Origin of the sequence: Clostridium sp. HBUAS56017 (assembly GCF_007115085.1) — a bacterium.
Lineage (GTDB): Bacteria > Bacillota > Clostridia > Clostridiales > Clostridiaceae > Clostridium > Clostridium cibarium.
In genome coordinates this window covers 139,709-153,911 of the sequence record NZ_SULK01000002.1, presented here as the reverse complement: position 1 = coordinate 153,911, position 14,203 = coordinate 139,709, and the positions used below count along the sequence as shown (strand labels likewise).

The window sequence follows — 14,203 nt, the reverse complement described above, 5'->3', positions numbered from 1 at the left end:
ACATATATTAACTATAAAATCTCTGAATAAATTGGAGGAATTTAATGCTTAGACTATTTTTATATAGATTTATTAACACTTTTAAAGAACCTTATAAAAACGGAAGATATAATAAACTAAATGAATTTATATCTAATAAAGATCTTATTGATTTCATAATGTTAAAGAAAAAATTTCAATCTTTATGGAGATCTAAATTAAACACAATAGTTCACAAGAATAACTATACATTAAAGAAACTAAAAATTATAAAGACAGACAATTACGTTATGCTATTAAGTAAATTTCACCACTCATTCTCTTTCATAGATTCATCTGTGGAACATACATGTAAAGAAGAAATTGAATATCTCTTTATAATAAAAGATATGAAAATATTATATATGTGCAATAAAGAAGAATCCCCAATTGAATACGATTCCCTAGCCAGAAACTTCCCTAGTGAAAAGGATATCTTAATTAGATTAAAAAATAACTTACCAATACAACTCTGGTACAAGAATGTAAGAGACATAAATTTATTTTACGAAAAATTTCTTGATAATACCTTAGATATTAATAGAGATAATAATGTGCAATCAAATTTTTCTTTAGATAAAAAGAAAATGATTGAATATGCACAACAATATGCACTTATTCCCAACAAGGCATATAAGAACTTTGATAGCGATGGTGGAGACTGTACCAATTTTATTTCCCAGTGTCTCCACTTTGGAGGACTACCATTATCATTAACATGGAAGCCATATACAACTACTTGGATAAGAGTAAATGAATTATATTACTTTCTTTTAGAAAATGGCTTTAGAAAAACTAGTTCTTCACTCCATACACAACCAGCAGCCATTATTCAATTTCACTCTATAAAGAAAGGTTTTTTTTCTCATTCAGGAATTATAACTGAAACTTTTCCTGATGGTAATTGTTTATATTGTTGCCACAGCTTTAATAAACTTAATTATCCCTTAAGTGAAGTTTATCCCTTAATTTATGATAAAATTCGAATAATTAATATATAATTTAGGGAGCTAATATTAATTTAGCTCCCTTCTTTAAAAGAATTTATATCTACTTTTCAAAAAAATCTAATAAAATTTGTTTTTCATATGGCAAAATATTATAGTCTTCTAAGTTTCTATATCCAATCCACTTACATTCTTTATATGCTTTATCGAGTACAGCTTTCTCTTTTATTCTACCTGTATAAACCATAACGCATTCATCTTCATCTGAATTTACTATGTATTCTTTAACTGGTTCCACATCAAATATAACAGATTTTAATATATCTTTTGCACCTCTAGCAATACATTTATCATGGCTTTCCTTTCCCCTAAGTTTTTGTGTTAACAAAGACCAAACTTCGACTTCTCCTCTTTTGACTTTCTTCTTTAACAATAAAATATTGTGAAAGTCATCCTTAATTATTAAACTACAACCAATTACTTTAGCCATAATATTTCCCCCCTAAATATAAATATATGAGTCCCAACATCTTTATATTATCATAAATTAAACTAATTTTCTATTTAAGAAAACAAATTTTCATGACTATTATAATGAATCTAAGAAATAATATATTTATAAGGAGTGATATTATGAGCAAAAATGACAAGAAAAAAAGAACTTCAGGAGTAATTCATTCGGCAAATACAAAGATGCCAACTCCAAACAAATCATTTAACACCCCTACTTCTGACTATGAGTTCACAGACAATGAATATATAATCACAACATCTCGTAGGGGACGTTAAAATCTAGGAGAATAGTTTTATTCTCCTTATCTTGTTATACTATATTATAATAATTTTTTAAAATTACAGCTCTTATTGATTCATATTTAATTCTAGGGTCTAAACTTTTCTTAATTTCTCCTATTTTTTCAACTCCAAACCTTTTACAAGCCATTAAAATTTCTTCTTCCTCTTCTTTTTTGTAAAGATTATCTATATTCAGTTTAAATAAAATCTCACCATTTTCTTTAATATATTCAGTAACATATCCTAATATAGTAGATAATGAGATTTCTGTTCTATTTGAAATTTCACTAATTTCATATCCCTCATTAAGCATATCTATAACTATTTCTTCATTCTCTCTTTCTTCCCCATCAATAACTAGTTTTAACCTTCCTTTTACCTGCCAATTTCTATTTAAATTATTATCTTCAATATAATTTTTTACTATACATATTATATCTCTTCCATATGCCTCTATCTTTTTTGGTCCAATTCCACTGATATCACCCAATTCCTCCAATGTTAAAGGATACCTACCACTAATCTCCTTTAATGAATTCTGATGGATTATAGAGTACGGAATTTTGTTTTCTTTCAATGCTATAGTTTCTCTCAAATTTCTAAGCTTCTGATATAGATTTTCGTCACTATTTACATAAAACTTTTTGTTATTAATACTATTCACATCGTTATTTGACTTTATAGTATTATTTTCAATAATATATTTTCTAATCTCTTCAGCAAATTTAAATCCGTACTTATCACATTTAATTTCTCCTACTCCTGAAATTTCAAGTAATTCTTCTTTAGTTTCTGGTAATTTAGTACTCATTTCTTTCAATGTCACATCTCCAAAAACCATATAAGGAGGTATACCTTCCTCAGAGGCTATGCTAAATCTTATTTCTTTTAATATATTAAACAAATTATTTTCCTTAAATCCATAATCCTTTACTTTAGCTTCTTTTAATAGCACTCTATGTTCGCCCTTTAGCACCTTAACAGATAAGTTATTTAATTTTAATATAGGATATGTACCCTCAACTTGATCTATAACACCATGTGATATAAGCGTATTTACAAAAGCTATTAACTCGTCTTTTTTATATTCTTTCATAATTCCGTAGGTTGATAATGTGTGAAAATTATAATTAATAATCTTTTGGCTCTTAGATCCTCTTAATACATCTACAACCATAGTTATTCCAAATCCACTTTTCATTCTTCCAATACATGATAAAACTTTTTGACTTTCTACTGTTTTATCAGTGACTTCACCTTCACTTAAGCAATTGCTACAGTTATTACAATTATCTATAGCTTCCTCACCAAAATAGTTTAATATATATTTTCTATAACAATCTGCTGAATATACTAACGAGGCCATATCTTGAAGTTTTTTATATGCAATTATCTTCCGCTGCTCACTTCTAAGTCCTGTATCTATTAAATACTTTTGCAAATGAATATCCCCTGGAGTAAATAATAAAATACATTCACTTTTTTCACCATCCCTACCAGCTCTACCAATTTCCTGATAATATGCTTCTATACTTTGAGGCATATTGTTATGTATTACAAATCTAATATTAGGCTTATCTATTCCCATACCAAAAGCATTTGTTGCAATCATAATATTTATTTTATCTTTGATAAACATGTCTTGAAATTCTTTTCTCTCCATATCTTTAAGTCCAGCATGGTACTTTCCCACCTGATATCCCAAATTCGTAATTTCTTCATAAATTGAATCAACATCTTTCCTAGTTGCACAATATATTATTCCTGAAATATCAGAATGTTTTTGGATATACTCCTTTAAAAATCTCTCTTTTCTTCCTTCTTTAATTATACTAATTTCCAAATTCTCCCTATCAAAACCATTCACAAATATTTCCGGATCATTGAGATTTAACATTCTAACTATATCATTTCGAACTTCCAAGGATGCTGTGGCTGTAAATGCTGTTATGACTGGTTTATTGTCTCTTCTACTTATAAAACTTCCTATTTTTCTATAACTTACTCTAAAATCATGTCCCCATTGAGATACGCAATGTGCCTCGTCTATAGCAATCTGCGACACATCAATTGCATCAACTACTTCTAAAAATATTTTTGAATCGAGCCTTTCCGGCGAAACATATATTATTTTATATTTATTATTTTTCAAACCATAAAAAATTTCTTTAAGTTCATCATTATCAAGACTACTATTAATATATGCTGCCTCAATCCCAATTGACCTCAAAGAATCGACTTGATCCTTCATTAATGATATTAATGGAGATATAACTATAGTTATCCCGTGAAAAATCAATGCAGGTATTTGATAACAAATTGATTTTCCAGCACCAGTTGGCATAATTGCTAGCAAATCTTTTTTCTCTAAAATACTTTCGATTATTTTTTCTTGCCCTTTTCTAAAGTTTTTATATCCATAATATTTTTCTAAAATTTTTAAAGTTTTTTCATTCAAAGAATCACTCCTCCTATACTCTCTCTATATATATTAACATACTTAAAAAGAACATAAATTCTTAGTAACTCTAAATATAAATAAAAATAGCTTTTTACAGTTGATAAATAATATTAATTTTATAGGGAAACCTAGTAACAGAAGAATATCTAAAGGAGGCATTTATATGGATAACAATAAGAACAGACTAAAAGATCATCCAAAATCTAATTCTGAATTACGTAAGATGTACTCTGAGGCTGGATCTGATATTGGCATAATAGATGGGAAAAAAATCGGTTCTCACGAAAATGGCAAGAAATATACTAAAAGGTCAAAATTATCACATAACAAGTAAAATTTAATTCTATTTATTAACTTTAATATAATTAACGACCAAATTTCAATTAGAGATTTAGAGCAAGACTCTTTGCTTTCTCTAATTGAAAATTTGATCCTAAAAAACTAACCTTTTATGGTCCTTTTATTGATAAAGTCATCTTCCTTTATTCCTAGTTCATCACACGCTTCTTCAAACGTACAACCTGTTTCATCCATAAACTTTGCCACATAATTATCTAAAGATGGTATACAATTGTTATTATCCATTTCAATCCCTCCCTTTCCAATTTAGTAATTATTATTTACATATATAATCATTAATATTCATAGCATTATTGAATTATTTATAACCCTTTTGAAATTTTTATCTCTTAATACATATTATAACAATTATTGAATACGTATTCAACTATCCTAATAAAATATTTATTTCTTTGTTAAAAATATAAAAGTTGTTTTAAAATATATTATCTACATTTTAAAACAACTTTTTAATTCTCTACTAATTAAACATTTATCTCACTTCTAACATCTATAGCCTCTCTATTTTCCTGAATAATAGGATTAACATACTCATTGACGAATTCAACGACTTGACTTGGTGCTCTACCAACAAACTTCATTGGATCAATTATTTCTATAATTTCATCTTTAGTTAACTTAAATCCATCGTCTTCTATTATTCGTTTAATAAGGTCATTATCTAATCCTTCTCCTTTTACTCTTTGCGCTGCTGCCATAGAATGTTCTCTAATTCTTTCGTGAAGTTCTTGCCTATCTCCACCTCTTTTTACAGATTCCATCATTATATTTTCAGTGGCCATAAATGGTAGTTCATTGTTTACATGCGCAGCTATAACCTTATCATAGACAACCATATTTTCCGCAATATTTATATAAAGATTCAATACACCATCTAAAGCCAAGAACGCCTCTGCTACTGCTATTCTTTTATTAGCTGAATCATCTAGTGTTCTTTCAAACCATTGAGTAGAAGCTGTAATAGCAGGATTTAACGAATCAACTATTACATATCTTGCTAGAGCTCCCATTCTCTCACTTCTCATAGGATTTCTCTTATATGCCATAGCCGATGATCCAATTTGGTGCTTTTCAAATGGCTCTTCAACTTCTTTCATATTTTGTAACAATCTCAAATCATTAGAAAACTTATATGCACTCTGTGCAACTTCTGAAAGTGTATTTAATACAATTGAATCTAATTTTCTAGGATAGGTTTGGCCTGTAACCCCGAAGCTTTTCTTAAATCCCATTCTTTCTGCCACCATTTTATCTAGTCGCTTAACCTTTTCCTCATCACCTTCAAAAAGATTCATAAAACTAGCTTGAGTTCCTGTTGTTCCTTTGACTCCTCTTAATTTAAGCGTAGATATCAAATAATCTATATTTTCAATATCCATAACTAAATCTTGCATCCATAATGTTGCTCTTTTACCTACTGTAGTTAATTGAGCTGGCTGAAAATGAGTAAAGCCTAATGTAGGCATATCTTTATACTTCATTGCAAAATTGCTTAATCTATGTAATACTGTAACAATCTTTCTCTTTATCAGTAGTAATGCATCTCTCATCACTATTATATCCGTATTATCTCCAACGTAACAGCTTGTAGCGCCTAGATGTATAATTCCTTTTGCACTTGGACATTGAAGTCCATAGGCGTACACGTGACTCATTACATCATGTCTTACTTCCTTTTCTCTTTTAGCTGCATCTTCATAGTTAATATCGTTTATATGAGCTTTTAACTCAATTATCTGTTCATCAGTAATATTTAATCCTAATTCCTTCTCACATTCAGCTAAGGAAACCCAGAGCTTTCTCCATGTTGTAAATTTCATATCATCTGAAAATATATAACTCATTTCTCTAGATGCATATCTCGAATTTAAAGGATTATTATATAAATCTCTCATCTTCAACCTCCGCACGAATATATTTCGCTTTTTCTTTATTATCATTCGTATTATATCATATAAACTAAAATCTTTCACCTTTTTAAAAAAAATTCATATTTTAATTTTAAAAATTCAATTTTAATATAATTACATCACTCAATTAAATTATTCCCATATACATAAAACATTATATAATAAAAAAATTGCAAATTAAAAAGGCCCCCTAAAGGGCCTTTCTTTATGAATTAATCTTCTAAGTTTTCTACTAACTTAGCAATTTCCTCACAAGCTAATGCTTCATCATCACCGCTAGCTATAACCTTAATTAAAGAATCTTTAGTAACAGCTAATGATAAAACACCAATTAAACTCTTAACGTTTGCTTTTTTACCATTGAACTCAATGCTTACATCAGACTTGAAAGATGAAGCCTTTTTTACTAATAATGTAGCTGGTCTAGCATGTAAACCAGTACCATTCTTTACTAAAACCTCTTTTGAAACCATCGTATTCACCTCTTTAAATAAACTATAAGTATTCACTTAACTTTTATTATTATATATGACTTTGAAAATAATTTCAATACTTTATTTAGCTTTCCCCCAAGTTTCAATTTTATCCATAATTGTGTAAATTATCGTGGTTGAACAATTAACTTTATTGCTGTTCTTTCTTCTCCATCAATCTCTATATCGGTGAAGGCAGGTACACAAACAATATCTTTACCACTTGGCGCTACAAAGCCGCGCGCTATTGCAATAGCTTTAACAGCTTGATTTATAGCTCCAGCTCCAACTGCTTGTATCTCTACTATACTCTTTTCTTTAATTATTGCAGCTAAAGCACCTGCTACTGAATTCGGATTTGATTTTGTTGACACTTTTAATACTTCCATTTTTATTATTCCTCCTAGCATTTTTACTAATCGTTTACATTATAGGTTGACATCCCCCAATCATGCATACTTAATATATTCTACTTGTATTGTAAAATTCCTCTTTTTTTTTAATAAATAAAAATAAAAAATACATTTTGATAAACAAAATGTATTTTTCAACTTTATTTTGCAAAATCAACTGCTCTAGTTTCTCTAATAACATTGATTTTAATTTGACCTGGATACTCTAATTGTTCTTCGACGCTCTTTACAATATTACGTGCTAGTTCTACTGCTCCGACATCGTCAACATGATCTGGTTTAACAATAATTCTAATCTCTCTACCAGCTTGAATTGCATATGACTTCTCTACGCCTTCATAAGAATTTGCAATTTCTTCTAACTTTTCCAAACGTTTGATGTATGCTTCTAAGGTCTCTCTTCTTGCACCCGGTCTTGCAGCGGAAATAGCATCTGCTGCCTGAACCAAAATAGCTTCTAAAGATTCCATCTCTACGTCCCCATGATGGGCTGCGATGGCATTTACTACAATAGGAGACTCATGGTATCTCTTAGCTAGATCTCCACCAATTAAGGCGTGAGGACCTTCTTGCTCCTGATCTACGGCCTTACCTATGTCATGTAATAAACCAGCTCTTCTAGCTAGAGTAACATCTAAACCTAATTCTGAAGCCATTAAACCAGCTAAATACGAAACTTCTATGGAATGCTTTAAAACGTTTTGACCATAACTAGTTCTATATTTCAATCTTCCAAGAAGTCTTATTATCTCAGGATGTAATCCATGCACTGAAGTTTCTAGAGCTGCTTGCTCTCCTTCTTCCTTGATTTCATTTTCAACATCTCTTTGAGATTTCTCAACCATCTCTTCAATTCTAGCCGGATGAATCCTTCCATCCACTATTAACTTTTCTAGTGCCATTCTAGCTACTTCTCTTCTTATAGGATCGAAGCTTGATAAAATAACTGCTTCTGGAGTGTCATCAATAATCAAATCTACTCCTGTTAATGTTTCAAGGGTTCTAATGTTTCTTCCTTCTCTACCTATTATTCTTCCCTTCATTTCATCATTTGGTAAAGCTACAACCTGAACAGTTGTTTCAGACACATGATCAGCAGCACACCTTTGAATTGCAGTTGTTACAATTTCTCTAGCCTTCTTGTCTGCCTCTTCCTTAGCTCTACCTTCGATGTCCTTAATCATTAAGGCTGCATCATGAGTAATTTCCTTCTTGATTTCATCTAATAGGATTTGCTTAGCATCTTCACTAGTAAGTCCAGATATTCTTTCAAGTTCCGTCCTTCTCTGCTCAGCAAGTTCTTTCACTTTCACTTCCATATTATCGATTTCAACAATTCTCTCATTGAGTGCATCATCTTTCTTTTGAAGAGCATCACTCTTTTTATCAAGTAACTCTTCTCTTTGAATCAACCTTCTTTCAAGTCTTTGAAGCTCATTTCTTCTTTCACGAGAATCTCTATCCAAATCAGTTCTTAATTTATGAACTTCTTCTTTTGCTTCTAATATAGATTCCTTCTTAGTTGCTTCAGCTTCTTTTTTTGCTACAACCAAAACTTCTTTTGCTTCATTTTCTAGCGATTCAATTTTCTTCTTTGACGCTGTTTGAATACTCTTATAGGATATAAAACCTAATATAAACAGCACAAGTATATCTATTATTATTATTATTAAATACGTTGGCACGTAAACACCTCCTAGCCTTTACTATCTATCTTAAATAAATAAGAAAGCGTAGTTTAGGTGTCATATCTTTCTCACTAATAGTAAGAATGTGATAAACCAGTATTTGTTATTATTTTAGCTGAAAAATAGAATTATGTCAAGTTTCATTAATAATGGGATTCATAAATATATAATATAGCTATATCTCATAAATACTTGATTTTCCTATGAATCTCTCATGCTATCGCGCTTTAAGAAAACCTTTACTTAGGTCTGTTAAACGAATAGCTCTATTATTTATTTTATTTATAAATTAATAAAATATACACCTTGCTATTTAGTTATATATAAATAGCAAGGTGTACCTTAAAATATTTTCTTATTATTTATCTTCTACTTCAACTTTGTCTACTTCTTCTGAAGGCTCTTGTGGTAAATTAGTGTTTAGAGGAAGTGCGTATTTTTCTCTTATTTGATTTTCTATATCTAAAGCTACTTCTGGGTTATCCTTTAAATATATTTTTGCATTTTCTCTTCCTTGCCCTAATCTCACATCACCATAAGAAAACCACGCCCCACTTTTTTGAACAATACCTTCTTTTACTCCAACATCTACTATATTTCCTGTTCTAGAAATTCCTTCATTATACATGATATCAAATTCGGCTTGTTTGAATGGTGGTGCAACCTTATTCTTTGTAACTTTCACTCTTGTTCTATTACCAATAATAGCATCAGCAGTTTTAATGGAATCTATTCTTCTAACATCAAGTCTTACAGATGCATAGAATTTCAAAGCTCTACCTCCGGTAGTAGTTTCTGGATTTCCAAACATAACTCCTACCTTTTCTCTTAATTGATTTATGAATATAGCAACGCAATTGGTCTTCTTTATAGTACCTGTTAACTTTCTTAGCGCTTGTGACATTAATCTAGCCTGAAGACCTACATGTGAATCTCCCATTTCCCCCTCTATTTCAGCCCTAGGAACTAAAGCTGCAACCGAGTCTACTATAAGTACATCTATAGCTCCCGAACGAACTAATGCTTCCGCTATCTCAAGACCTTGTTCTCCTGTATCTGGTTGTGAAACTATTAAATTTTCAGTATCTACTCCAATCTTTCTAGCATAACTTGGATCTAAAGCGTGTTCTGCATCTATAAATGCAACAGCTCCACCATTTTTTTGTGCTTCTGCAGCAATATGCAAAGCTACTGTAGTCTTACCAGAACTTTCTGGTCCATATATTTCTACTATTCTTCCCTTAGGAACTCCACCAATTCCTAGTGCAATATCTAAATCAAGACAACCTGTTGAAGTTGCATCTACTATTAAATGACTATCTTCACCTAGTTTCATTACAGACCCTTTACCAAATTGCTTTTCTATTTGACCCATAGCACTTTCTATAGCTTTTAATTTATCAACATTTATATTACTCATTATATTTTACACCTCTCTGCTTTCGAACTTATGTTCTATATGTATATTATAATATATGATTTTTCTCTCGTCAATAAAAATACTATTATATCCCACATACTTTTTTATTTTCTATATTCTATCCTAAAAAGTATTAAATTAATCATTTCAACTTTCAATGAAAAAGGTTTGCATAAATGCAAACCAAATTATTTGTTAGTGGAAATAGTATTTTTATTTTTTCTAAAGTAATCCATTCCAGATATTAACGTAATTATTACTGCTACATCCAATAATATCTGTGGCATAAACTGAAAGAAATCCTTAAAGAATTCAGTATCAATTACCAACTTTGTTAAATATGCTGATGTTCCTATATTTACTTGTAAAAGTAAAACTATAATAGCGACAATCTGAATAACAGTTTTTATTTTTCCCCACCAACTAGCAGCAATTATTTTCCCTTCAGAAGCTGCTACTGTTCTAAGTCCTGATACTGCAAATTCACGTGCAATTATAATGACTGCAGCCCATCCTGGAACTACTTGAAGTTCAACCAGTGAAATTAATGCAGATGTTACAAGCAGCTTGTCTGCAAGAGGGTCCATGAATTTTCCAAAGTTAGTTATTTGATTTCTGCTTCTAGCTATATATCCATCCAACTTATCAGTTAATGATGCTAAAACAAATATAAATGTAGCAATAAATGTACCATAAGGAATGTCTTTAGCAGCTATAAATATTAGAAAAACTGGAACTAAAAATATTCTAACTAAAGTTAATTTATTCGCAAGATTCATAATCTACAACTCCTACTAAATCATATTCTGTACAGTCAATTATCTTAACTGAAACAATTGCACCTTTTCTTATCTCTCTAGTACTTTTAAAGAATATATTTCCGTCTATTTCCGGAATCATTTCATAATTCCTTCCATAATAATATTCTCCATTATCCCCTTCAACAAGAATATCATAAACATTGCCAACTTTCAATTCATTTATCTCTTTAGAAATTTCTTTTTGAACCAACATAAGTTCTTCTTCTCTTGTATCTTTAATTTCTTCTAAAACTTGATCTTTCATCACTGATGCTGGGGTACCTTCTTCTCTTGAATATTTGAAAACTCCAACCTTATCTAATCTAAATTCTTTTAAAAACTCTTTAAGTTCATTGAAATCCTCTTTACTTTCTCCTGGAAACCCTACTATTAATGATGTTCTTAATGTAATTCCATAAACTTTATTTCTAAGTTCATTAATTTTTCTTATGATATCTTCCTTGGTAGTTTTTCTCCCCATTAATTTAAGTATATTATCGCTTATATGTTGAATTGGTAAATCTAGATATTTCATTACTTTATTATTACATGCTATTTCACTAATAAGTTCTGTATATATTTCTTCTGGGTAGCAATAAAGAACTCTAATCCATTCAATTCCCTCAATTTTGGAAAGCTCTTTTAATAATATATGCAGTTTCTTTTCTCCATATATATCAGTGCCATAAAGTGTTGTATCTTGCGCAACTAGAATGATCTCTTTTACACCGCTATTACTTAGCTCTCTTGCTTCTTTAAGAATATTATCCATCTCTCTACTTCTAAATTTTCCTCTTATCTTAGGAATTATACAGTAAGTACAAAAATTGTTGCATCCTTCAGCAATTCTAATATAAGCTGTATATTTATCAGTTGTTAATATTCTTTCCCCTTCATTTATATTTACATCTGAATAGTTGACTTCTAAAGATTTTTTTTCATTTTCTATGTAAACTTTAATATGCTCATCTATCTTTTTATAATCATTAACTCCAAGCATTATATCAATTTCTGGCATCAATTCGCTAAGTTCTTTTCCATATCTTTGAGTTAAGCAACCTGTAGCAATTAAAAGCTTACAATTGTATTTTTTCTTATACTCCGCCATTTCTAATATGGTATCAATAGATTCTTGTTTCGCTTTTTCTATAAACCCACATGTATTAACGATAATAATGTCAGCTTCTTTAGCATTATTAGTTATTTCATATTCTTTACTCATGGTTCCTAGGATAATTTCCGAATCAACTCTATTCTTATCACAACCTAGACTTACCATACCTACTTTATATTTTTTCAAGTTATTTTCCTCCTGCGTATCCTTTATGTTTACTAAATCAATTTTATAACTCTTTACTTGGGATTACAAGCTAATTTTCATTATCATCTTCTGAAGAATTTATTAATTCATCTTTACTTAATAATACTTGTCTTGGTCTACTTCCATCCTTTGGCGAAATGATCCCTCTCTCTTCAAGTTGGTCCATTATTCTAGAAGCCCTATTAAATCCTATCCTTAATCTTCTCTGTAAAAAAGATGTAGATGCTTGCTCATAATCTACTACCAATTTTATAGCTTCAGATAGTAATTCATCTACATCATCACCTTCGCTTAAATTACTTCCCTCAGTTTCATTATTTATATGATCTAATATAGATTCTTCATAAATTATTTCTTTGTCATCTTGTTTTATAAACTGTATGACATTCTCAACCTCTTCCTCTGAAATAAAACATCCTTGAACTCTTTGAGGTTTATTTTCTCCTACTGGAGCATACAGCATATCTCCTTTTCCAAGAAGTTTTTCTGCTCCCGAGCTATCTAAAATAGTTCTAGAATCTACCTGAGATGAAACTGCAAAAGATATCCTTGAAGGTATGTTTGCCTTAATGACTCCCGTTATTACATCTACAGATGGCCTTTGTGTAGCAATTACAAGATGCATACCCGCTGCTCTTGCCATCTGTGCTAAACGACCAATATAATCTTCAACATCATTTGGACAAACCATCATTAAGTCTGCAAGTTCATCTACAATTATAACTATATAAGGAAGTTTTTCTTCAACGCTCCCTTTTTCATATAAGGCATTATATGAATCCACATTTCTTACACCTTTTTCTGCAAATAAGTTGTATCTTTTAGTCATTTCATTTACAGCCCAATTTAAAGCAGCCGCAGCCTTCTTAGGTTCTGTAACTACTGGAATTAAAAGATGTGGTATCCCATTATAAACATTTAATTCTACAACTTTTGGATCTACCATTAAAAGTTTAACTTCATCAGGAGAATACTTATACAAGATACTTATTATCAATGAATTGATGCATACACTCTTACCTGACCCTGTGGCCCCAGCTATTAACGTGTGTGGCATTTTACTTAAATCTCCAACAACACAAGACCCTCCTATATCTTTACCTAATGCAAATGCTAATTTTTTATTTGAATTTTTGAATTCATCTGAGTCTAGCACTTCTCTTAAAAATACTGGTGTTTGCTTTTTATTAGGAACTTCTATTCCTACTGCAGCCTTTCCTGGAATAGGTGCTTCAATTCTTACTCCTGAAGCGGCAAGCCCTAATGCTATGTCATCTGCTAAATTTACTATTTTACTAACCTTAACTCCTGGACTAGGTTGCAGCTCAAACCTTGTTACCGAAGGCCCTTTTGTTACTTGTAGTACCTTAGCTTCTACTCCAAAACTTCCTAGAGTCTCTTCTAATTTATTAGCATTATCTATTAAATCTTTTTTATCAGAACTATTTAATTGCGTTTTACTATTTGGATTAAGCAAATCAGTACTTGGAAAAATATATTCCTTTTTTTCCTCATAACTATTAACATTGCTTATTGTTTCATCTATTTCCTTACTAATTACTTCTTTAATTTCATTATTAAGCTTTTCCTTTTTATG

The 14,203-nt window shown here is 30.3% G+C and carries 14 protein-coding genes; 3 read left to right on the top strand and 11 right to left on the bottom strand.

From position 1 onward, the window contains the following. Positions 1-44: 44 nt before the first annotated feature. Complete coding sequence (locus FAY47_RS02960) at positions 45-1,019, top strand: amidase domain-containing protein (protein WP_143314929.1); 975 nt, start codon at positions 45-47, stop codon at positions 1,017-1,019. A 49-nt stretch (positions 1,020-1,068) separates the two neighbouring features. On the opposite strand, the gene FAY47_RS02955 is transcribed toward FAY47_RS02960, so the two are convergent. Continuing rightward, positions 1,069-1,455, bottom strand: coding sequence for a hypothetical protein (locus FAY47_RS02955; protein WP_143314928.1), 387 nt, complete (start codon positions 1,453-1,455; stop codon positions 1,069-1,071). Between the two features lie 143 nt (positions 1,456-1,598). Between FAY47_RS02955 and FAY47_RS20160 the strand changes: the two genes are divergently transcribed. Further along, on the top strand, positions 1,599-1,754 hold the full coding sequence (locus tag FAY47_RS20160; protein WP_185966694.1) for a hypothetical protein: 156 nt from the start codon (positions 1,599-1,601) through the stop codon (positions 1,752-1,754). A gap of 34 nt (positions 1,755-1,788) precedes the next feature. On the opposite strand, the gene recQ is transcribed toward FAY47_RS20160, so the two are convergent. Further along, a complete protein-coding gene (gene recQ / locus FAY47_RS02950; RefSeq protein WP_143314927.1) occupies positions 1,789-4,218 on the bottom strand; it encodes a DNA helicase RecQ in 2,430 nt (809 codons plus the stop codon). Positions 4,219-4,384: 166 nt separating this feature from the next. On the opposite strand from recQ, the gene FAY47_RS02945 reads away from it, so the two are divergent. Next, positions 4,385-4,555 (top strand): hypothetical protein, encoded by a 171-nt coding sequence (locus FAY47_RS02945; protein WP_143314926.1) that lies wholly within the window; start codon positions 4,385-4,387, stop codon positions 4,553-4,555. 107 nt (positions 4,556-4,662) lie between these two features. On the opposite strand, the gene FAY47_RS20155 is transcribed toward FAY47_RS02945, so the two are convergent. The 9 genes from FAY47_RS20155 to FAY47_RS20790 all read right to left on the bottom strand — a co-directional run. Continuing rightward, positions 4,663-4,806: a hypothetical protein gene (locus FAY47_RS20155; protein WP_185966693.1), complete on the bottom strand. Its 144-nt coding sequence runs from the start codon at positions 4,804-4,806 to the stop codon at positions 4,663-4,665. Between the two features lie 239 nt (positions 4,807-5,045). Then, positions 5,046-6,476 carry an adenylosuccinate lyase gene (purB, locus tag FAY47_RS02940; RefSeq protein WP_143314925.1) on the bottom strand — a complete coding sequence of 477 codons (1,431 nt, stop codon included), beginning with the start codon at positions 6,474-6,476 and terminating at the stop codon, positions 5,046-5,048. Positions 6,477-6,703: 227 nt separating this feature from the next. Beyond that, on the bottom strand, positions 6,704-6,964 hold the full coding sequence (locus FAY47_RS02935; protein ID WP_143314924.1) for an HPr family phosphocarrier protein: 261 nt from the start codon (positions 6,962-6,964) through the stop codon (positions 6,704-6,706). 128 nt (positions 6,965-7,092) lie between these two features. Next, positions 7,093-7,353 (bottom strand): stage V sporulation protein S, encoded by a 261-nt coding sequence (locus FAY47_RS02930; protein WP_143314923.1) that lies wholly within the window; start codon positions 7,351-7,353, stop codon positions 7,093-7,095. A 164-nt stretch (positions 7,354-7,517) separates the two neighbouring features. Next, positions 7,518-9,062 (bottom strand): ribonuclease Y, encoded by a 1,545-nt coding sequence (gene rny / locus FAY47_RS02925; RefSeq protein WP_143314922.1) that lies wholly within the window; start codon positions 9,060-9,062, stop codon positions 7,518-7,520. A 361-nt stretch (positions 9,063-9,423) separates the two neighbouring features. Further along, the gene (gene recA / locus FAY47_RS02920; protein WP_143314921.1) at positions 9,424-10,485 is read right to left on the bottom strand and encodes a recombinase RecA; all 1,062 of its coding nucleotides are present in this window, start codon (positions 10,483-10,485) and stop codon (positions 9,424-9,426) included. Positions 10,486-10,673: 188 nt separating this feature from the next. Next, a complete protein-coding gene (gene pgsA / locus FAY47_RS02915) occupies positions 10,674-11,264 on the bottom strand; it encodes a CDP-diacylglycerol--glycerol-3-phosphate 3-phosphatidyltransferase (RefSeq protein ID WP_143314920.1) in 591 nt (196 codons plus the stop codon). Continuing rightward, positions 11,248-12,585, bottom strand: a complete 1,338-nt coding sequence (gene rimO, locus FAY47_RS02910; RefSeq protein ID WP_143314919.1) for a 30S ribosomal protein S12 methylthiotransferase RimO — start codon at positions 12,583-12,585, stop codon at positions 11,248-11,250. The genes pgsA and rimO overlap by 17 nt, the downstream gene beginning before the upstream one ends. Positions 12,586-12,655: 70 nt before the next feature. Beyond that, positions 12,656-14,203, bottom strand: a 1,548-nt coding sequence (locus tag FAY47_RS20790; RefSeq protein ID WP_243129522.1) for a DNA translocase FtsK, incomplete at its 5' end; no start/stop codon positions are given.